Origin of the sequence: Bradyrhizobium sp. CCBAU 11434, from assembly GCF_028128895.1 — a bacterium.
GTDB lineage: Bacteria > Pseudomonadota > Alphaproteobacteria > Rhizobiales > Xanthobacteraceae > Bradyrhizobium > Bradyrhizobium zhengyangense.
In genome coordinates, this window is the sequence record NZ_LBJX01000007.1 from 1 (window position 1) to 18,863 (window position 18,863).

17 protein-coding genes and 7 pseudogenes are annotated in these 18,863 nt (G+C 60.3%); 9 read left to right on the forward strand and 15 right to left on the reverse strand.

The window, feature by feature from the left end; genetic code table 11:
- Window positions 1-53: 53 nt before the first annotated feature.
- The 3 genes from XI06_RS07415 to XI06_RS07425 form a co-directional block, all read right to left on the reverse strand.
- Window positions 54-353, reverse strand: coding sequence for a hypothetical protein (locus XI06_RS07415; protein WP_271604953.1), 300 nt, complete (start codon window positions 351-353; stop codon window positions 54-56).
- A 660-nt stretch (window positions 354-1,013) separates the two neighbouring features.
- A complete protein-coding gene (locus XI06_RS07420; protein WP_271604954.1) occupies window positions 1,014-1,277 on the reverse strand; it encodes a hypothetical protein in 264 nt (87 codons plus the stop codon).
- Between the two features lie 596 nt (window positions 1,278-1,873).
- Window positions 1,874-2,185, reverse strand: coding sequence for a hypothetical protein (locus XI06_RS07425; RefSeq protein ID WP_271604955.1), 312 nt, complete (start codon window positions 2,183-2,185; stop codon window positions 1,874-1,876).
- Between XI06_RS07425 and XI06_RS07430 the strand changes: the two genes are divergently transcribed.
- Together XI06_RS07430 and XI06_RS07435 are read left to right on the forward strand one after the other, a co-directional pair.
- A complete protein-coding gene (locus tag XI06_RS07430; RefSeq protein ID WP_271604956.1) occupies window positions 2,169-3,332 on the forward strand; it encodes a hypothetical protein in 1,164 nt (387 codons plus the stop codon). The genes XI06_RS07425 and XI06_RS07430 overlap by 17 nt on opposite strands.
- 262 nt (window positions 3,333-3,594) lie before the next feature.
- Window positions 3,595-3,991, forward strand: a pseudogene (locus XI06_RS07435) (ATP-binding protein); the annotation flags it as partial.
- Between the two features lie 412 nt (window positions 3,992-4,403).
- Here XI06_RS07435 and XI06_RS07440 read toward each other — a convergent pair.
- From XI06_RS07440 to XI06_RS07475, 9 genes and pseudogenes are all read right to left on the reverse strand, one after another.
- Window positions 4,404-6,461 carry a hydantoinase/oxoprolinase family protein gene (locus XI06_RS07440; RefSeq protein WP_271604957.1) on the reverse strand — a complete coding sequence of 686 codons (2,058 nt, stop codon included), beginning with the start codon at window positions 6,459-6,461 and terminating at the stop codon, window positions 4,404-4,406.
- A 2-nt stretch (window positions 6,462-6,463) separates the two neighbouring features.
- On the reverse strand, window positions 6,464-8,134 hold the full coding sequence (locus tag XI06_RS07445; RefSeq protein ID WP_271604958.1) for a hydantoinase B/oxoprolinase family protein: 1,671 nt from the start codon (window positions 8,132-8,134) through the stop codon (window positions 6,464-6,466).
- Between the two features lie 89 nt (window positions 8,135-8,223).
- On the reverse strand, window positions 8,224-9,540 hold the full coding sequence (locus XI06_RS07450) for an aspartate aminotransferase family protein (RefSeq protein WP_271604959.1): 1,317 nt from the start codon (window positions 9,538-9,540) through the stop codon (window positions 8,224-8,226).
- A 20-nt stretch (window positions 9,541-9,560) separates the two neighbouring features.
- The gene (locus XI06_RS07455; RefSeq protein ID WP_271604960.1) at window positions 9,561-10,268 is read right to left on the reverse strand and encodes an ABC transporter ATP-binding protein; all 708 of its coding nucleotides are present in this window, start codon (window positions 10,266-10,268) and stop codon (window positions 9,561-9,563) included.
- Window positions 10,255-10,521, reverse strand: a complete 267-nt coding sequence (locus XI06_RS07460) for a hypothetical protein (protein WP_271604961.1) — start codon at window positions 10,519-10,521, stop codon at window positions 10,255-10,257. Before XI06_RS07460 ends, XI06_RS07455 begins: the two co-directional genes overlap by 14 nt.
- Window positions 10,488-10,922, reverse strand: a complete 435-nt coding sequence (locus tag XI06_RS07465) for an ATP-binding cassette domain-containing protein (protein ID WP_271604962.1) — start codon at window positions 10,920-10,922, stop codon at window positions 10,488-10,490. Before XI06_RS07465 ends, XI06_RS07460 begins: the two co-directional genes overlap by 34 nt.
- Window positions 10,909-11,178 carry a hypothetical protein gene (locus XI06_RS07470; RefSeq protein WP_271604963.1) on the reverse strand — a complete coding sequence of 90 codons (270 nt, stop codon included), beginning with the start codon at window positions 11,176-11,178 and terminating at the stop codon, window positions 10,909-10,911. The genes XI06_RS07465 and XI06_RS07470 overlap by 14 nt, the downstream gene beginning before the upstream one ends.
- A 70-nt stretch (window positions 11,179-11,248) precedes the next feature.
- Window positions 11,249-11,728: pseudogene (locus XI06_RS43695) on the reverse strand (branched-chain amino acid ABC transporter permease); the annotation flags it as partial.
- Window positions 11,677-11,976, reverse strand: coding sequence for an ABC transporter permease subunit (locus XI06_RS07475; protein ID WP_271604964.1), 300 nt, complete (start codon window positions 11,974-11,976; stop codon window positions 11,677-11,679). The pseudogene XI06_RS43695 and the gene XI06_RS07475, both read right to left, overlap by 52 nt.
- 115 nt (window positions 11,977-12,091) lie before the next feature.
- Between XI06_RS07475 and XI06_RS43700 the strand changes: the two genes are divergently transcribed.
- From XI06_RS43700 to XI06_RS07490, 4 genes and pseudogenes are all read left to right on the forward strand, one after another.
- On the forward strand, window positions 12,092-12,292 hold the full coding sequence (locus XI06_RS43700; protein WP_442869414.1) for a helix-turn-helix domain-containing protein: 201 nt from the start codon (window positions 12,092-12,094) through the stop codon (window positions 12,290-12,292).
- Window positions 12,228-12,809 carry an IclR family transcriptional regulator gene (locus tag XI06_RS07480; RefSeq protein WP_271604965.1) on the forward strand — a complete coding sequence of 194 codons (582 nt, stop codon included), beginning with the start codon at window positions 12,228-12,230 and terminating at the stop codon, window positions 12,807-12,809. Before XI06_RS43700 ends, XI06_RS07480 begins: the two co-directional genes overlap by 65 nt.
- A 186-nt stretch (window positions 12,810-12,995) precedes the next feature.
- A pseudogene (locus tag XI06_RS07485) lies at window positions 12,996-13,379 on the forward strand (transposase); the annotation flags it as partial.
- A gap of 1 nt (window position 13,380) precedes the next feature.
- Window positions 13,381-13,634 (forward strand): annotated as a pseudogene (locus tag XI06_RS07490) (IS3 family transposase); the annotation flags it as partial.
- 23 nt (window positions 13,635-13,657) lie between these two features.
- Here XI06_RS07490 and XI06_RS07495 read toward each other — a convergent pair.
- From XI06_RS07495 to XI06_RS07505, 3 genes are all read right to left on the reverse strand, one after another.
- Window positions 13,658-15,727, reverse strand: coding sequence for a recombinase family protein (locus XI06_RS07495; protein WP_271604966.1), 2,070 nt, complete (start codon window positions 15,725-15,727; stop codon window positions 13,658-13,660).
- Window positions 15,717-15,962 carry a hypothetical protein gene (locus tag XI06_RS07500; protein ID WP_271604967.1) on the reverse strand — a complete coding sequence of 82 codons (246 nt, stop codon included), beginning with the start codon at window positions 15,960-15,962 and terminating at the stop codon, window positions 15,717-15,719. The genes XI06_RS07495 and XI06_RS07500 overlap by 11 nt, the downstream gene beginning before the upstream one ends.
- A 75-nt stretch (window positions 15,963-16,037) precedes the next feature.
- Complete coding sequence (locus XI06_RS07505) at window positions 16,038-16,340, reverse strand: hypothetical protein (protein ID WP_271604968.1); 303 nt, start codon at window positions 16,338-16,340, stop codon at window positions 16,038-16,040.
- A 506-nt stretch (window positions 16,341-16,846) separates the two neighbouring features.
- Between XI06_RS07505 and XI06_RS07510 the strand changes: the two are divergent.
- The 3 pseudogenes from XI06_RS07510 to XI06_RS07520 all read left to right on the forward strand — a co-directional run.
- Window positions 16,847-17,077, forward strand: a pseudogene (locus XI06_RS07510) (Lrp/AsnC ligand binding domain-containing protein); the annotation flags it as partial.
- Window positions 17,078-17,173: 96 nt separating this feature from the next.
- A pseudogene (locus XI06_RS07515) lies at window positions 17,174-18,174 on the forward strand (IS256 family transposase).
- Window positions 18,175-18,511: 337 nt separating this feature from the next.
- Window positions 18,512-18,752, forward strand: a pseudogene (locus XI06_RS07520) (transposase); the annotation flags it as partial.
- Window positions 18,753-18,863: the final 111 nt, after the last annotated feature.

An 18,863-nucleotide genomic window follows, 5' to 3' on the forward strand; every position in this document is an offset into this window, starting at 1 on the left:
TTTGCGCCTGTTGCTGGTCTCGCTCTGGCGCGCTCTCAACTGTCCAGCTCAGCTCAACCCGGCTTCTTAACGGTCGACTTCTTGTGATCATCCCCGATATAGAGCGGGTCGGTCACGATTCCCGATAGATACGGTAAACAGAGTAGAAACTCCTTGGGATGACGACGCCCGGCGTGAACCTGAGCACCGGCGCTGAAGACCACGTCCCCCGCCGCCAGTTCCATTTCAAACGCCGCAATGATCTTGGCGACGGGTAGCCGACCGAGGGAAAGTTCCTTCCGCTTCTCGCGCCTCGGCTTATTTCCGCGGTCGTCGCGCTTTACCTCCTGCTCATACTGCGAAACGACGTCCATTCATTTCGTGGGCTGAGCGTGTTTCCCCTTTTACGTCCGAAACACAAACATTCGTTTAGGCCGACGAGGCACCCTGTTTCAACCTTCTCAGGAAGCGAACTGCATTTCCTCGACCAGAAAACCGCGATCGCGATCATCGATCAAAAAGCCTGCGCAATTGTTTCAGCCTACCTCCTGCGTATCGCATGCTGCCATTGCCGTCTGCGGGTAGCTCGGGTCGCATGACTGACTCGCGCCTCCTCTCGACGTGGCGACTTCTGCCGGAAGCCACTGCGGCGACTTAGGCTTCTCGCGCCACGCGATGAACTATCTATCTCTAGCGTGCACGACAAGGAGAGAAGGACGAACGCTCAAGGGGCTCTTTCACGATGCCAATGATCCTCCCGATCACTTCGAAATACCTGATCTACGGCCGGATCTGGTTCAGCACCTCAGCCAGTCTTTCCTCCGCCTTGGCCAAGCGCGCGCCGCTTCACGCCGTCAGCTTGGCAAAAATACGCGCATCGGTCCGGGAAGGTAATGGTCCAATTGCTGCCGCTAGGCGCGTAGCTCGCGCTTGAAAACATTTCTTGCGCAATGAGAATCGCGTCCGTTGCCCAATTCCCCCGACCAGCTTTCAAGTCGGCCATGAGCTGCCGGCCCCTAGCCGCGGCAAGAAGCTCAGGGGGGTCGCTGCCTCACCAGGATCTCCGGCACGTCGTCCCACTCTCCGTGGAAGTCCTTGCGATCATCAGTGATCAGGTTACTACCGGCCGTTTCCGTTGCCGGATCCACGGTGTGCGTCACGTCCGGGTCGACAAGGTGACTGGCACTATCCAGATAAGCGGCTCCAACATGCAGTGGCTGATGCAGGTCGACGACGAAATGTGACAATACAAAAACAATGCCTCTTTCGTGTCTTTGATGGCAAATGGTCGCGGTCAAGCAGCACGGCTATCGCAGCATTCGCGGCTGCAACCAGATCGTGCAAAATGATAGGTATTGTGGCATCCGACACTCACGCCAGACGTCATATAGCTGCATTACATCCAGTTGCGCGTAGTCTTCCATCCGCTGCTGCTCATTCGCGTCCTGAAGGACGTGCACGGCACTTCGTCGGATGATTGGGATCGCTCGTATAGGGAAAAGTGCGGTCGGCTTTTGCGAATGACGATCTTCTACGCAGTCAAGCCATGGACCTGCCGTTTTCAAGTCGAACCCGAGGATCTGCCCGACATGCTGCCTGGCGTTGTCAGTCAACAGCTGATCACGATTATCCGATCACGCGATGACCCTTGTATCCTCAAGCTAACGAGGAAATTGGCTGCAGAACAGTCCAACGCAGTGCAAGCAGGCCAAAGTATCTGCAGGCGGTCGAGAGGGAGCTGAGCATGATGAACACTCAAAATTCGAGTAAAGAAACTGACGCTAAGGAAAAGCACGTATCGGACAATAATTCTTCTTGAACTAGTACCGTGGTTTCATAACTTGAGGTGGAGCATGGCACAATCTTGATGTCAGCAAAAGCTGTCGCCGTCAGTCTAGCGCATCCGGGTATTCGTGTTGTTGTTTCGACGTTGAGAGGGGTGGGTACGCAGTTTTTTTGCGGCACCAGAATATGTCGGGGGTCTTTCGCGCAAATCGTTGAGCAGACGGTCTGTTGCACTTGGCACCGTTTGCTCAATTCGGTTTTGAATGTTGGGTTCGGCTCCGCCGACAAGCGGATCGGCCCTGCCGCTGTCTGCCGTCCAAATCCAAGCCACGAGCGAGAGGATTAACTGGACGCGCCCTTGATAGTTTCGCGAACGTTGTTTCAATTTTTTCCAGGGGTCGATCATGCGCTGCACGTTCATATTACTGGGTTCAATTACCGCACTGGCCGGTTACTCTACCGCCGCGACTGCCCAGGTCGACCCGAATCTACAGGTTCGCATCGAGAATTTGACGCCTCCCAAGGATCGGAAGCCAGACCTCCCGCAGAGCGAAGTCGTAACAAAAACTAGGGTTCAGACCTACACGACGACCGAGACCGTTGCGGTTCCTCCTGCGGAGCGACGCCGTCGCCTTCAAAAGATTCTCGCCGAGAAGCAGCTGATGCTACCTGCGGACGCTGAGGCGGTTCAAAGGGCGTACGAAACGTACGGTATCAAGGCCCAGGAAACCCGCACAGTTCAGAAGAAGAAGGTGATCACTGAGCACGTCGTAACGACCAAGCCACGAGAAACCACCGTCACGGCATCTGTTTCGACACAGTCAGTGTTCGACAACAATGCCAGCAAGACCCCTATCCACGTGGGCGACACAGTTTTTGGCACCACGGGTCTACTTACCGTCAATATCCCTGTCGGCCTTGCCGATAGCTTCATCCTGCAGAGCGGCGTGAGCGATCAGCGTTATGCACGCTTGTTCACAAAGAACGTCGACATCCTGGTGAACAACGCCACTTACAACCAAGTTCTCAATTTGGTGGTCCCGGGCAAGACGAGCGGCACGACGACGTCCGACGTGATGAGCTATTCGGTTGCCTCTAACACCGTGTACGGGTCTGGATTTAGGCCCTACCAAGTGGAGCTTTTCACGCCATCGATCGCGTGGGCTCGCAACAATCAGGATCTGGCCGGGACAATCTGCGGGCTGAAAGGTCAGGAGGCTTTTTGCGTCGCGGGTTCTTTCGTCGCAGAGGGCGAATTCACGTTCTCGGATATCGCCAGCCAGCAAAATTTCTCCTCCAGGCTCTCTGGTGGCGTAACCTGGCAAACGCCAGTAACCGGCCTGACCACGTCAGCCGGCGGCTACGTTCAAGGTCGGCATTTCACAGATTTTCCCGGCGGTCGTGATGATCTTATCTTACAGGCGTCGGCTCGAGCAGACTGGACGCCAAACAGCTACGTGCAACTCAGCGCCGTGTTGCAGGTCACACAACAGTTTTCCACTGTGAAGGTCCTAGAATGGAACGGCTTTGCAGCCTATCCCTACGTGAAGCTAAGGGTCACGTTTTGACAGGCTACCAGGGTCTGAGCCTACCTACCGTGGCTTCGCACTGAGATCGAATAGTTGCTGTCATCCAGTCGCCGCCTTGCTGCTGCGCGCCCCGTCGCCGGTTGCACCTCCCCTCGCCACCTCGCGGCGCCGGCGAATGGTTCCAAATCCCCCAGCCACGGAAAACGGGACTTGTCCAGCGGTGCTAGCGGTTCTCCGAACAGTCTTGGCGCCTCCCGACGATCCGAGGCTAAGCCGATGAAGTCGATTGGGACTGGAAGCAACTGGCGGTCTCGTGCAGAAGCTCGGGCTGGCTCGCCGCGAACTCAACCTCGAGGCGCCATCAACCCGCCTTGATAGCTTCGATCTCCTGATCCTCGATGATCCTTGCCTACGTCACAAAGGACCAGGCCAAGAGCGAGCGGCGCTCGATGCTGATCACCACCAATCAGCCGTTCGGCGAATGAAACGAGGGCCCCGCCATGACGCTCGCCGCCATCGATCGTCTAGCTTACCGCGCCACCATCGTTGAGATGAACGTCGAGAGCTATCGCAGACGCGCCGCGATCGAACGAAAACGCGGTCGGGGACAGCCGCCCTCAACGCGGCCCCCAGAACTGTCGCTGATTGAGACGGTGCATCTCTCTATCGCAAACCGGCGCTCACAGAAGGAAGACTGAAAGGTCGATCAGGGCCGATCGCCCATTTCGCCCAACCGCTTCCGGTTCATCTCCATTTGCGGATATTGCGCCGGCCCGCGGGGGGGAGAGCCCACAAAGATGACCGCATCAGAAGCTGTCCCGATGGACGCGGCGTGCAATTGCAGACGTCCGGATATTCTCTGGTTCTGACGGGCGATAGGCTGCGGCGTCATAGAATTAATACCCGTTCGTCGGCCGTGACGGGTTTTGCGCAGCCCGTGAACACGTCGATTGATGGAGGTATCCTACCGACCAACCGGCCCCCCCCTAAATCCATCGCTCCGTGCGATGCGCTCGGCTTCAGGTGCGCAAAATCCGAGAATCCCTAGCAGGATGACGTGGCGGGCCGGACCACCTAGAAACAGCGGCTACCGAGATCCGCAGTTGCCCTCTACACTTTCGCACACCTAAGCTCAATGTCGAGCCATCCCAGCGCATTAACCGTCGCACGATCCCCACTATTGATGACAATGGTCGTTGTCTCCGCTTCGATGATCGCGGGGCCTTCCAGCACGTGCCCGGAACGCAATTTCTCCAGTGCATAGACCGGCACTGCGCGCCAAGCACCGAAGAAGACCTGACGTTTGCCTGTAGGCGATAAGAGTGGTTCGGACGTGGGCATTGGCTTATCGGATCGTTCAATTCGAGGAACGGCGCCAACAGCGGCAAGCCGTGCGTTGACGAATACGACCTCCTGATCGCGCGAGGCGTAAGTATAAAGTTCCTCATGACGACGATGAAAGCGTTCTTCGAGCTCGGCGATCAAGGATGGCGCGTCAAAGTCGACGTCGCTGAGTGGTACATCGACCTCGAACACCTGCTCGCCATAGCGCATCTCGGCGGACCGCTCTGTCATAATGGGCCCGTCGAACCAGCTACGGAGCCGTTCGGTTGCCTGCACGTCCAGATCGGCAAAGATCTTTCGAATCTCAGTGGCGGTCGTCCGGGCGCCTGTCTCGAGGTGTGTACGGCTGACCTCATACCGCAAGTCGCTGGTAAGCATCCCCCACGCCGAGAGTACGGAGGCTGCTGTAGGCACTATGATGCGCGTGATCTCCAGCTCGCGCGCGACCTCAGTTGCGTGAAGGCCTGCGGCGCCGCCGAAGCTCAGGAGCGCGAACTTGCGCGGATCGACCCCGCGACGCAGGGTCATCAGTCGGATGCCGTCTGCCATTTTCAGATTGACGAGCCGATAGATGCCGGCAGCCGCCTCGATGCGTGTCACGCCAAGCGAAGCTGCGAGGCGATCGATTGCTGCTTCCGCCGCCGTACGATCGAGCGGACGCCGTCCGCCCATGAAGGCGGCCGCATCGAGATAGCCCAGCACGATATTCGCATCGGTCACGGTCGGCTGCGTACCGCCATTGCCATAACAGGCCGGTCCCGGCATCGCGCCGGCACTTTCCGGGCCGACGCGAAAGATGCCGCCCGAATCGACACTGGCGATGGATCCCCCTCCCGCCGCGATGCTGGCGATATCAAGACTGCGCAGCGCGATGCGCTGGTCGGCCAGCCCGCCGTCGGCCGACAAGCTTGCCCGTCCGTCCGCGATCAACGAGATATCGGTGCTTGTGCCCCCCATATCGAAGGGCACCAGATCCGGCAGTCCCAGCAGCTCCGCACACATCCGGGAACCGGAGATGCCGCCTGCAGGACCTGACAGCACGGTCGCCGCTGCGAGACGCCCGGCTTCCTCGATGGGCGCCATGCCGCCATGGGAGAGAATGATGAACAAGCTCCCCTTGAACCCCGCTTCGAACAAGCGTTGCTCAAGCCGTGTCAGATAGTGGCGCACGGCAGGACCGACATAGGCATTCACGATCGTGGTGGAGACGCGCTCGTACTCTTTGATCTGTGGCAACACGTCACTCGAGCGCGACACGCTTACTTCGGGCAATTCACGTGCAATCCGCTCTGCTGCCGTGATCTCATGGGAGGGATTACGATAGGCATGCAGGAAGCAGATCGCGACCGAAGTGACGCCGGCGGCGCGGATCGCCGAGATGGCCTCGCCAAGCGAGGTCTCATCAACCGGCATCCGGACGTCGCCGTTTGGCCGCAGCCGCTCGCGAACGCCGAAGCGCAGTTCGCGCGGCACGAGCGGCTCTGGAGGCGGGGTCCGCAGATCGTAGCGGTTAGCTTTCAGTCCCTCCCGCATCTCAATGACGTCACGGTGCCCCTCTGTGGTCAGCAGCGCGACTTTCGCGCCCTTGCGCTCGAGCAACGCGTTCGTCGCCACCGTGGTGCCATGCACCAGTCGTTGCGTCGCCGCCAACATGTCAGCGCGCGACATGTCGAGCCGCCGCGCGAGCTCGTTCAGCCCCGTCATCACACCGATCGACTGGTCCTGCGGCGTGGAAGGAGATTTCGCGAACACGGTACGCCCGACAGCGTCGATTGCGACCAGATCGGTGAACGTGCCGCCAACATCAATGCCAATCGTCAACATCGTTACTGAACCACTTCCGTCGTTGTGCCTGTGTTAACGAGGCCCTGTACTACATCGCGCTGGCGCGCCTGTTGTGTGCGTCGCTCCGGAGGCCCCCACCCTCCGCCGCCGGACGAGCGCACTTCAAGACAATCTCCCGGGTGGATCTCGATGCCGACCTCTTTGGTTCGCAGCACACGTGGCGGCCGGCTCGCCGAGACCAGGCGGTAATGATGCGGCGCCCCATCCTTGCCGCCCAGCATGCCGCAGGCACCATGCCTGGCACCATCACCTGCGGTGTTGCCAAGTGCGGGCTTGCTGGTTTCGAAGACGAGATCGAGGTCGACGCCGAGACCGCCGCGGAATTGACCGTCGCCGCCTGAGTCGGCCTGAAACTCATGATGACGGAAGTGAAGGGGGAACCGAGCTTCTGCGACCTCGATGCTGCCGAACTTGAGACCGCCTACGGTGTGCCATTCGCCGATCGAGGACCAGCCGTCGCCGCGCGAAGAAGCGCCACCACCCGGGCGCGCCTGAAACATATGCCAGATGAAGCTGCGCCCGCTGCGAGGATCCTCGCCCTGCACAGCGATGCGGAACCGCCGGCTCCAGCCAGCCATGGTTCGATCCGGACAAGATCCTGACAATGCCTTGATCACCGCCTCCACGATCTCGTTGGAAGGGTGGCTCGTGCAGAGCGTGACTGGTCGGCCGGGATCCGCCCACACGATGGTGCCCTGCTTGGCAACGACGTTAAGCGGCCGCAGCGCCCCATCGTTTTTCGGAATGTCGGCGTCGATCAGATAGGCAAAGGCCATCACGACCGCCGCTTGCATATTGGCGTGCGACGAATTGACAAAGCTCGTGCTCTGCGGGTCGGATTCCGACAGGTCGACTTCGATCTGGCTGCCTATCTTCGTGACCTTGGCTGCAATCCGGATATCGTTGCGGCCGTGGCCGTCATCGTCGAGGAAGGCCTCACCCTGGAACACGCCATCCTTCCAGGTTGAGACCACCGCGCGCGTCTGTTGTTCGGCGGCATCGAGGATGGATTCTAGCGCGGCTTCGACCACCGACGCGCCAAACTCTGCAAACAGCCGCCCCATTCGCCGCTCACCCATGTGTGCGGCTCCAATCATTGCAGCAAGATCACCGCGGAAATCGTGAGCGTTGCGCACATTCAGTGCCAGCATATCGAGAATGTCCTCACGCAGTCGGCCGGCCTCGTAGAGCTTGATCGGCGGAATGCGCAGCCCCTCTTGCCAGATTTCGGTCGCGCTGGGATTATAGGCGCCATATGTCGCGCCCCCGATATCACTCTGGTGCGCGCGCACGATGCTCCAGAACAGCCTGCGGTCGCCGTCAAAGATCGGCACGAATGCGGTCAGGTCGGGCAAATGGCTGCCGCCGTGATAGGGATCATTCATCAGGATGACGTCACCGGGCCCGACGTCCTTAAAGCGCTCCTCCACCGCGCGCGTCGCCCAGGGCAACGCGCCGACATGGACCGGAATGTGGTCGGCCTGGGCGATCAGCCGAGAATTGACGTCGCAGATGGCCAACGAGAAGTCCCGGCTCGAGTTGAGGATCTGCGAATAGGATGTGCGAAGCATTGCTTCGCCCATTTCCGCAACGATCGAGCTCAATCGATGCTGAACGACTGACCGCGTGATGGGATCAACCTTGTGGGCCATTCTTGCACCTGTTTCAGACTGTAAATTCGCGGCGTGATGACCCCAATGGCCTCACGCGAGACTTACCACCTTCAAGGACCAAGGGCACGTTAGTTTTTGGACGCGACCTGGGCAAGTGCATCCGAGGCCGCGCGGACGATGCTCTCTATATCCGTACCCGTCATCGGCAGCGACAGCGCCATCAAGCCATAGCTGGCGGCGAGAATGCCGCGGTTGAGGAGCTCCAAGTTGAACACACTTTGCCGCTTGGTCTCGCCTTCACTCATGTAGGCTGAGCGATAGTCGCGGACTGGGCGTTCGGAGAAGTGAAATTTCAAGAGCGATCCAAGGCCGACCGCTGTGCCCGGCACGCCATGGCGACGAAATGCGCCATTGATGCCCTTTCGCACTGCCTCGCCGGTCGCATCCAGCCGCGCGAACGCGTTCCGGTCCAGGAGCTCCATCGCCGCTAGCCCGGCGCGCATCGTGACCGGGTTGGCAGAGAACGTGCCGCCATGAGGCAATGCCGGCTTGCCGTGGCGCGGATCGAAAACGGCCATGATCTCCTTCTTGCCGGCGATTGCACCGACCGGAAATCCACCACCGATGATCTTGCCAAGCGTAGTGAGATCAGGATCGATGCTCCACAGACCCTGGGCGCCGTGATAACCGAGACGGAAGGATATAACCTCATCGAATATAAGTAGCGCGCCGACTTCGCTCGTCGCTTGGCGCAGCGCTTCAAGGTAGGCCTTGTCAGCGGGTACGAGGCCCGCGCGGTTCGGCATCGGATCGACCAGTACGCAGGCGAGATCGCGGCCATGCTCCCGAATCAGGCTGACGGCGCCCCCGATATCGTTGAAGGGAATCGTTACGACGTCGGCGAGCACCTTGTCCGGTGTGCCTTTGGCATAGGCAACTGAGATTGGTGCATTGCCGCCCCAGTCTGAGGGCGTCGGATCGAGGCTTACCTCGGCATAATCGTAGGAACCATGATAGGCGCCCTCGCACTTGGCAATTTTTGGCCGCCCGGTAAACGCTCGCGCCGCCTTCAGCGCCATCATCACGGCTTCCGTGCCGGAGTTGGCAAACCGGACCTGGTCGACAGATGGCAGCCGCGCCGCAAGCAGCTCAGCTAGATCGATCTCCGATTCGGTCGCCATTCCGAAAGCAGAACCGAGCGCGAGCTGCCGCGTCGCCGCCTCGATGAGCGCCGGATGGGCATGACCGTGAATCAGCGAGGTGAAATTGTTGATGCAATCGATCAGCTCATTGCCATCGACATCCCAGACCCGGCACCCCTCCCCGCGTGCGGCATAGATCGGATAAGGCTTCATGAACACCGTCGTTCGGGTGTTGCCGCCTGGCAGGCTCGTCAGCGCACGATCGTAGAGCGCTTTCGATTTTGAATTTGTGTCAGGATACATGTGGTTGTTTCCTTGAGAGATCAGCGTCCCAAATACGCTTCGCGGACGCGCGTGTTCTGCTTGAGGTCATCGGCCGTGCCTTGAAGAACGATGCGGCCCGTTTCCAACACATAGGCCCGGTCCGCCACCGACAATGCCAGGACCGTATTCTGCTCGACAACCAGGATGGTGAGCCCGCTGTCGGCGATCTGCCTGACTCGCTCATAGACTTCTTCTGCCAGGCGCGGTGCAAGCCCAAGCGAAGGCTCGTCGAGCAGGAGCAAACGCGGCCGGGCCATCAATGCCCGTCCGATGGCCAGCATCTGCTGCTCACCTCCGGACAGAGACCAGCCGAGCTGCTTGCGACGCTCCTTCAGGCGCGGAAAGAGGTCGAACGCTCGTGCGAGATCGTCATCGATCGGCTGGCGCCAGCGCCTCCAGTTCACGGTGGCGAGCGTGAGGTTCTCCTCGACCGTCAGGCCGGGGAAGATCCGCCGCCCTTCGGGTGCCTGAGAGATGCCGAGCGCGACGCGGCGGTCGCTGCCGAGCCGGGCAAGTGATGCGCCTTCGAATTCGATATCTCCGGACTTGACCGGATTAAGACCGGAGATTGCGTGCAAGAGTGTGGTCTTGCCGGCGCCGTTGGCGCCGATGAGGGCAACCGTCTCGCCCGGGCCAACCTCCAGTGTCACGCCCTGCAGCGCGACGATGTCGCCATAGGCGACCGTCAGATCGTTACACGCCAGCATGACGATAGCCTTCCCCGAGATAGGCCGACAGCACTGCGGGATCACTCTGGATCTTGGATAGCGAGCCCTCGGCACTTTTGCGGCCGAAGTTCAGCACGATGATCCGCTCCGCTAAGCGCATCACCATGCCCATGTTGTGCTCGATCAGAACACTCGCGATTCGATGCTTTGCCCTCAAATCCGTCAGACGGTCGATCAGCTGATCAACCTCGGGGGAATTCAGCCCAGCGGCCGGTTCGTCAAGCAGCAGCACGTGGGTTCACAGGCGAGCGCCCGACACGTCTCGACCATGCGCCGGTGACCATAGGACAGCGATCCGATAGGCGCTTGCGCGTCCGCCACAAGCCCCATCTGGTCGAGCACGGCCATGGCCCGCTCGCGCAGCTCCAACTCGCTTCGGCCGCTCTGGATGGCCGCGCCGGTCATGACGTTCTCGAGCACGCTCATCCTTTCGAAGGGACGGACGTGCTGAAAGGTACGCCCGAGCCCGCCGCGGACCCGCTTGTGCGTGGCGGCTCGCATGATGTCCCATCCGCCGAGCAACACCCTGCCTTCGTCAAACGAAACAACGCCGGTAAGAATGTTGAGCAGCGTCGATTTGCCGGCGCCATTTGGGCCGACGACGGGGACAAATTCGCCCTTACCGACTGACACGTCGACGCCAGAGAGCGCGGGGACCCGCCGTGGCGTTTGGCGATTTTTGGGCCTGCGGCAGGCTCATGGGCGCGCCTCTCTTTGAGGCAGCAACCAAGGCCAGCGTTTTCACATACTCGTCGCAGCGAAACTTGCCCGGCCAGCGAATCCCGGCAAGGCCTGAAGGGGGGAAGATGAGAATGGCAAGGACAAGAAGACCGAAGAACGCGAGAAAGGCGGAGCCGAGAAAACGCAGCCATTCGGGCAGAAAAGTCACGAGCCCCCCAAAGAACGGCGCCCACGATCGATCCTTCGCCGCCGACCACGAGCATCGCCAGGTAGGTGATCGAGTGCGCATAGCCAAAGTCCTCAGGGGAAATGAAGTGCATGTGGCAGGCGAACAGGCCCCCGGCTACGCCAGCATAGACAGATGAGAGGACGAAGGCAGCGAGCTTGATCCTGGGAACGTCGATGTCTGTCATCGACGAGGCCGTCTCGTCATCGCGTACCGCAATCATCGCTCGGCCATGACGGAAGAGTGTGAATGAGCCTGCGACGAGGGCGAAAACCGCCAGCGCCATCAGCGCGAACCATAGATAGCTGCGCCCGTCGGCCAGAGCGTGGCAGGCAATTTGCAGCTCGGGAATGCGAGAGACGCCGTTAGTGCCGCCGGTCAGCTCGATCCAGTTGGCGGCGACAATGGAGCACGATACGTTGAACCCGAGGGTTGCCAGCCCGAGATAGTGGCTATTCAGCCGCCAAAGCGGAAGGCCAATCAACATGGCCAAGATCGGGTGCCGGCGACCGCGGCGGGCATTGCCAGCCATGGTGACCACCCAAGTAGCGTGGTCAGCAGCGCAAGGCCATAGGCACCCGCTCCCGCGAAAGCGGCATTGCCGCGCGAAATCAGCGCGGCATAGCCGAAGGCAAAGTTGAGGCCGATGACTGCGATCGCAAAAATCACGGCAAGGTTGAGCAGCTGAAGGTGGTAGTCGCCGCAAGTAGCGCTTTCAGAAAATCCTGCCTCGTCATGTTCATAGTGCGTCCTCCGTGGCGCGTCCCAAGGTCGTAGCACTAGGACGGCCGCTTCAACTCGCCATTGACTCGTTCCGTTTTCCTGCTCAAGTTTTGCGACTGGAAAGGGCTGAATGGCTATCTCAGATGAAGCGGCGGGGCCGCTGGACCGTTATATGCAAGTGCTTGAGCTCCTTGCAACATTTCCCGGGGCGCTGACGCTGGCTGACGTGTCCTCGTTGCTTGATCTTCCAAAGACATCGGCACACCGGCTGCTCAAGGGCCTCGTGCGCGCTGGCCTTGCGAAGGACAATGTCGGACGGCCGCGCTTATCAGCTCGGCGACCGGCTGCTGCGGCTATTGCATGCAACTGCTGACGATGGATGGATTGCCGCTCTCGCCAGCGCTCATCTGCAGCAGCTGACCGATGCAACCACCGAGACCTTCTATCTCACGCGCCTGATCGGTGCACGAGTCGTCGTGGCGATTTCTATGTCACCAGACGTGCGTTGGCGGAGCTATGTGCAGCCGGGAATCGAGATGCCAGTGCATGCAGCCGCAACCGCCAAAGCGATCATCGCTTATCAGAGTGAGGCCGTATTGGCCGAAGCTATGTCGGCCGATCTTCCTTTGCTCACCGCGAACACACGAAATGACCGCGTGTGGGTCGAGCAGGAGCTCGCTGCGGTGAGGACTCGAGGCTATGTGACCTGCATCGGAGAGATCGATGAAGGCTTGGCTGCTATTGCCGTGCCTGTTTTCCTCTCCGATCGGCGTGTGTTTTACGCTCTTGGGATGACCGGTCCTCTGCAGCGGATCATGAACAAGCAGCAAGCCGAGCGCTTGGCAGCACTACGAAATATAGCCGAACACTGGGACGGTCGCTCTCAATAGGCCAGAAGCTGAGATCAAAGGACGCGTCTCAAGCTGATTCAAAGTAAGGCGCGCCTTCCATACTCAAACGCCGGGCCTATTGGGGTTAATGGGCTGCAGTAACGCTCTAACGGGCTGTTGAAGAAGTGGGTAGCGAAGCACATCGTATCGTAATTCTCTGGGACCAGGATTTAACTGGGGGACGCGATGCGGGGGAGTGACGAAGGGTCTGGCTCGCTTTTCAGTTATGTGGACCTGGACGCTCGAGTTCGCGTCGACCATCCGCTACGGGTGATCCGAGGGTTGGCGAATGCGGCGCTGGGCGACCTTTCCGGGGAGTTCGGCAAACTCTACACGGACTTCGGTCGCCCCTCGATCGCACCGGAGAAGTTGCTTCGGGCGATGCTCCTCCAGGCGTTTTATGGGGTTCGCTCGGAACGGCATCTGATGGAACGGATAGAGTTCGATCTTCTGTTCCGCTGGTTCGTTGGGCTTGGGGTGGACGATGCGGTTTGGGACCATTCGACCTTCTCGAAGAACCGCGACCGGCTGCTCGAAGGCGAGATTGCGGCCAAGTTCCTGAACGCGCTTACTGTCGATGGCGATCCGCCAGCAGCGGCCGGGCGCCGGGTTGGTCCATCATTCCGACCGCGGCGTGCAGTACGCTTCACACGAATATCGCGCGGCCCTCGTCGCCGCCGGCATCACCGCATCGATGAGCAGCAAGGCCGACTGACAATGCCCCGATGGAGAGCTTCTTCCACACCCTCAAGACCGAGCTCGTCCATCATCAGACCCGCACTAGCCCGGCGTGATATCTTCGCCTTCATCGAGGGCTTCTACAACTGCGCATCGGAACAGCCATCTGGCTATGTGATTGAAGAGAAGAGATTTTGTTGAGCGGGATGCGATCCCGCGGGGTATTTTGGGTTCTGTCGCGCTCGTTCGGCGATAGATCGAGCAGCAGTTGTTATCAGCGAGGTGCGGGCGAAGATCCAAGGACCATCCGGAAGAGGATGGATGGATTCGATCTCGCCGGCTTCAGCGGCCAGCCGGAGCGTCTTGGGAGCGATCTTCAGGAGCTTTGCGGCGTTGCCAAGGTTAAGCCATGGCTCGATCCCGTCCTCGGCAGACTTGAACACCGGGATGTGGTAGTTCGAGCGCATTGATGTGACGCGCTCGCGGGTCCAGCGATTGCCGTTACCGGTCTTGAGGCCGTTGCGATTGAGGAGGCCGGCAATCAAGTCGTCGCTGGCGATCAGCGCCAGTTGACGCACGGCCTGGACGATATCGGCAGAGGTGCTGTTGCGCTGTCCGCGCCGGCGCTTCGGCAAGCGCAACCCGCTGTGGGCGCCCCCCACCCAATGAACGATGAGAACGATCTCCGAGGCCGCGTCGTCGATATCGGCCACGACCTCATGGATGAGGGTGCGCACAATGCGCTTCTTAAGACGAGCATCCGTCGTCGGCGCATCCCAGACCGTTTTGAGGTTCGAGGCCAGAACGCCGAACGAAGCTGGATCAGCAAGGGGTGCGGGCGTCGCCACATCATGCATGGCGATCTTGGCCTGAACCTCCGCCGCGTGAGCGAGCGCCCTGTTCCAGCGCGCTTCCAGCTCACTGGCCACCAGCCGGTTCGCGGGATCAGCGGCATCGTATTGCCGGAAAGCCCTGTCGGCGGCATAGCGCGCCGCTTCGAGGTCGCGACTGAGAGCATCGCGTACCAGATCGCGCCGCTCCCTGGCTCCCTTGGCGGCAGCGGTTGCGGCGGCGACAGCGCCCGGACCGACGACTCCAAGCAGCGATTCCTCGATGGCGTCATCGACGCGCAGTCCGCCGAAGGCGATGCAGTGGGCCCCGCCATTATCCATCCAGGCACGGCTGCAGCTGTAGCACGGGATATGGTTTTCCACGCCGGAGTAGCGGAGTGCGAGCTTACGACCGCAGCGCTTGCAGCGGATCAGACCGGCCAGCAACGCGTCACCATGCTTGGGCGCGCCGTGATACCGACTGATGGGAACATTGCTGCTGACCATGGTGCGAATCGCCTCGAACTTCTCCCAGCTCACATACCCTTCGTGAGTATTGGGCTTCAGCGTCAGCCATTCGTTCCGCGCCTTGCGGCGGATCTTCACGCTTGCGCCCGCGGTGCCATATCCCGCCGCCACAGCTGTCTTACCATAGGCATAGGCGCCGCCGTAGACCGGGTTCTCAATGATCCGGTGGATGGCAGAGTAGTTTGGTCGCCGCCAGGCCGTGTCGCCGTTGGTCTGCTTCACCGGAAGATCGAGATTGTACTCGTGGAGCCAGCAGAGCGCCTGACGCGCGCTTCCCAATTCCTCGACCTTGTCGAACACCAGCTTGATCGCCTCCTGGACACGCCGATCCGGGTCTTTCTCATAACGATCGCCGGCCTTCACGAAGCCGACGGGCGCTGTCACAACCAACTCGCCCCGGCGCGCCTTCTCGTAGCGGGCCGAGAGCGAGCGCTGGCGCAACAGATCCAGCTCGTACTCGTTGAGGCTGCCCTTGAGCCCGAGCAGCAGGCGGTCGTTGCCGTGTCTTGGCGCGTAGATGGTCTCTTGATCGACCAGAACGGTGTCGACCACGCGGCACATCTCGATGAGTTGCTGCCAATCCCGGCTGTTGCGGGCGAAGCGCGAGACCTCGCGGGCGCAAACCGCACCAACCTCGCCAAGGCAAACCTCCGCTACCATCCGCTCAAAACCAGCGGGTTGTATGCCGCCGGCGGCTGAACGACCGAGATCATCATCGATCACTTCAACCTCTGACCACCCGAGCGCCGTCAGCCAGTCCCGCATGGCGTATTGCAGCGCGCTGCTCTCGCGATTGTGCAACACCTGATGGGCCGAGAATTGACGCACGTAAAGAATCGCCTTGCGCTCCGGATGATGAGGCCTGACCTTGTCAGAGATCATGATCGACCCCCTTCGCGGGCAGCGTTGCTGTCCTCGCAGCATGGTCGAGGATCAACTGCGTCATCAGGCTCGTGAGGGCCGCCCGGGCTTCCGCCGGCAACTCCAGCCATGCGGGCGCGCCGATGGCGCCGTTTGACAGGCCACTCCCGAACAGATCCATCTGCGGCTGCGGCTGCGGCCGCGGTTGTCGATTGTGTCGGTATCCGCTCCCTGGCATTGCCGTCTGGCGTGACATGAGTCGCTCCCCGATTCTGGTCGTGAGAGACTCTGGATGGGCCAGAAAGCAGGGCAGCTGATGACGTTCGACCCTTCAACGCCAGATCGAGAAGCGCAAAGAGCGCCGCAAGTGCATCGATGCTGACAAACGGCTGAGCTGCCAAAAGCTCGGCGTCAGGGCATGCTGCCCGATCGAACATCCATGCTGGAACCTCCAACCATCGATCCGCTTGCGATCCATCCAGAGAGCAGCGGAAAGCGACATCATCAGCCTTCCGGACCGTTCCATGAACGCAAACTCGGCGACCAAACCAGGGATGAAATCGATAAAGAACCTCGCGAAAAACGGTTTTGTGGGCGTTCTTGAGTCTTGTTGTACAATCAAACCAGGCTCCATTCCGCCATCGGATATATCCCTCCGATCCAGATGGAGCTAAAAGCTGCTTAATCCCGTCCACTTTTTCGGGGGAAGATCAATCCGAGGCGATGGACGATGGGGACTGGTAAGCTTTGATGCCCGCCACGCCACGTTCTCCGCATCGGCACGTCTCATGGGCGGGCCGGCCACCGCTATGGCCTCAAGCTCGGATGACCTGACGCAGAAGTAGCCGCCACGGTCAATGAGCGATCATGGCTCCCGCATCTAGAAGCCGCAAGAAAGACGTATCGCGGCAACCTTGACCTTTTGATCGGCGTGTCCGCACGTGACGCTTACCAATCGCACCTCTCATTTCATTGCTTATCACTGCAACGCTTTACTTCCGTACGAAACGGACGAACTCTTTCATGTGTGTCACTCGTCAGGATTGTACGCAGTTCAACTTTTCGCTAGCTGTGAATGCGCCCGCGTTGCCCGTGTAGTGCAGAGCGAAATCCAGGAGGTGAAGTTGTCTATGCGGCGGTCGAAAGATCGACGCAGTCGAGGAGTGTCACTTGATCGAAGGGCGCTTCGACTATCTCCTGAAGGTTTGGACGTCGGACATAAGGAAATACAGACAGATCCTAGCTAAGAGAATTTCCAGCCTGCCCAACGTGGCGAGCGCATCCACCTCCGTGGCCATGCAGGGGCCATTAAGGAAGTATGCTCCGATCCAGCGCGATCATCGTCGAACTCTGTCAGGCAAATCGCGGTAGTGTGCGGAGGTTCTGCAAAAAGCTCAGAGGGTGAAGCGGTCATAGTAAGTCCGGTGATTGCGAAGATCACTCCTCGTAGAGGAGCTTGGACCCGCCATGACCGTGACGAAGATTAGTACGGATGTCTCTGCAGTCAAAGAGTTGTTGAGGTCGGACAAGGAGTTCCTGAAGCCGCTGATCCAGAGTGCGGTGCAGGACATTCTCGAAGCTGAGATGATGGAGACGCTGGGTGCGGAGAAAGGGGAGCGCGTCGAAGGGCGCCTTGGCTATCGCTCCGGCTACTAATCCCGCTCGCTGATCACCCGGGTCCGCAAGATCGAGCTGAAGGTGTCACAGGACCGGCAGGGGCGGTTCTCGACCGAACTGTTCGAGCGCTACCAGCGCTCGGAGAAGGCGCTGGTTGCGGCCCTGGCCGAGATGTACGTGCCAGGCGTCTCGACCCGGAAGGTGAAGCAGGTCACCGAGGAGCTGGTGGGGCATGCCTTCTCGGCCTCGGCGATCAGCGCCATTAACAAGCGGCTGGATGCGTCGCTGAAGGCCTTTTGCGAGCGCAAGCTCAAGGAACCGTTCCCCTATCTGATCCTGGATGCGCGCTATGAGCGGGTGCGCGAGGACGGCATCATTGCCAGCTAGGCGGTGCTGATCGCGATCGGCGTCGACTGGGGAGGCCGGCGTCAGGTGCTCGCGGTCGAGCTCGCCAACCGGGAGAGCCGGTCGAGCTGGAAGGAGTTTTTGGAAGCCCTGAAGGCCCGCGGCCTGCATGGCGTCGAGTTCGTCGTCTCCGACGATCATCCCGGCTTGAAGAAGGCCATCCCCGAAGTCCTCGCCGGTGTGTTCTGGCAGCGCTGTTATGTGCACCTCCTGCGCAACGCACTCGACTATGTGCCCGCGCAAGATCGATGACGATTGCCTGCTGGAGCTCAGAGATGTACGACCGGCGCGACCTCGCGGAGGTCCGGCGCGATCTTGCTGCCTGGTTCGCCAAATGGGGTAGCAAGTACCCCAAGCTCACCGGCTGGGTGGAAGAGAACATCGAGGAGACGCACCTACTTCCGTCTGCCGCTGGCACACCGCAAGCACATGAAATCGACGGATGAGATGGACAAGCGATTTTTAATGATCGCCCCGATGAACGATTGGGGAAATCGCGTCCATTCTTTTGTTCGGCGGGCCATTCTTCCGTCCCGGCCACCGATCTCGCAGCCGTNGCGCAGACATAGAAGCTCACATCGGCTCACAAACTCAGCAGCCGATAGCCGATCGCTCACCCACTCCGCCAGACGGGGTCTCTTTGCCGCTTACGTTTCAGCCAGCCAGCAATGAAGAGCACCAATTGATCCCGCTCCTTGCGTCGCAGCATCTCGTCGCTCCGCCGCCGATCGCGAATCGCCGACGAAAACGGAAGCAGCCAATTGCAGCTTTTTCAACGCCCCCGTGCACTTCATGCGCAACGCGCTGGCGCATGCCGGCAAGAGCGGGCGGCGCGTCGTCTCCGCCCTCATCGCTAGCTTGCCCAGCACGGATGCCGAAGCCGCCTGGACGCAGTGGCGAAAGGCTGCCGACCAGCTCCGTCGCGAGCTGCCCAAGCTCGCCGGCAGCCTCGACGAAGCGGAGACGATGTACAGGCCTACACGACGTTCCCGCCGCGCACGGCGCCAAGCTGCATTCGACGGATGAGAGGGACAATCGATTTTTAATGATCGCCCCGATGAACGATTGGGGAAATCGCGTCCATTCTTTTGTTCGGCCGGCCATTCTTCCGTCCCGGCCACCGATCTCGCAGCCG

What these genes read in the sequence shown, in the direction of transcription:
- XI06_RS07415 (WP_271604953.1), bottom strand. Translation starts at nt 353, where the DNA reads ATGGACGTCGTTTCGCAGTATGAGCAGGAGGTAAAGCGCGACGACCGC.
- XI06_RS07430 (WP_271604956.1), top strand. Translation starts at nt 2,169, where the DNA reads ATGCGCTGCACGTTCATATTACTGGGTTCAATTACCGCACTGGCCGGT.
- XI06_RS07425 (WP_271604955.1), bottom strand. Translation starts at nt 2,185, where the DNA reads ATGAACGTGCAGCGCATGATCGACCCCTGGAAAAAATTGAAACAACGT.
- XI06_RS07440 (WP_271604957.1), bottom strand. Translation starts at nt 6,461, where the DNA reads ATGTTGACGATTGGCATTGATGTTGGCGGCACGTTCACCGATCTGGTC.
- XI06_RS07445 (WP_271604958.1), bottom strand. Translation starts at nt 8,134, where the DNA reads ATGGCCCACAAGGTTGATCCCATCACGCGGTCAGTCGTTCAGCATCGA.
- XI06_RS07450 (WP_271604959.1), bottom strand. Translation starts at nt 9,540, where the DNA reads ATGTATCCTGACACAAATTCAAAATCGAAAGCGCTCTACGATCGTGCG.
- XI06_RS07455 (WP_271604960.1), bottom strand. Translation starts at nt 10,268, where the DNA reads ATGCTGGCGTGTAACGATCTGACGGTCGCCTATGGCGACATCGTCGCG.
- XI06_RS43700 (WP_442869414.1), top strand. Translation starts at nt 12,092, where the DNA reads ATGCAAGTGCTTGAGCTCCTTGCAACATTTCCCGGGGCGCTGACGCTG.
- XI06_RS07480 (WP_271604965.1), top strand. Translation starts at nt 12,228, where the DNA reads ATGTCGGACGGCCGCGCTTATCAGCTCGGCGACCGGCTGCTGCGGCTA.
- XI06_RS07495 (WP_271604966.1), bottom strand. Translation starts at nt 15,727, where the DNA reads ATGATCTCTGACAAGGTCAGGCCTCATCATCCGGAGCGCAAGGCGATT.
- XI06_RS07500 (WP_271604967.1), bottom strand. Translation starts at nt 15,962, where the DNA reads ATGTCACGCCAGACGGCAATGCCAGGGAGCGGATACCGACACAATCGA.
- XI06_RS07505 (WP_271604968.1), bottom strand. Translation starts at nt 16,340, where the DNA reads ATGGAGCCTGGTTTGATTGTACAACAAGACTCAAGAACGCCCACAAAA.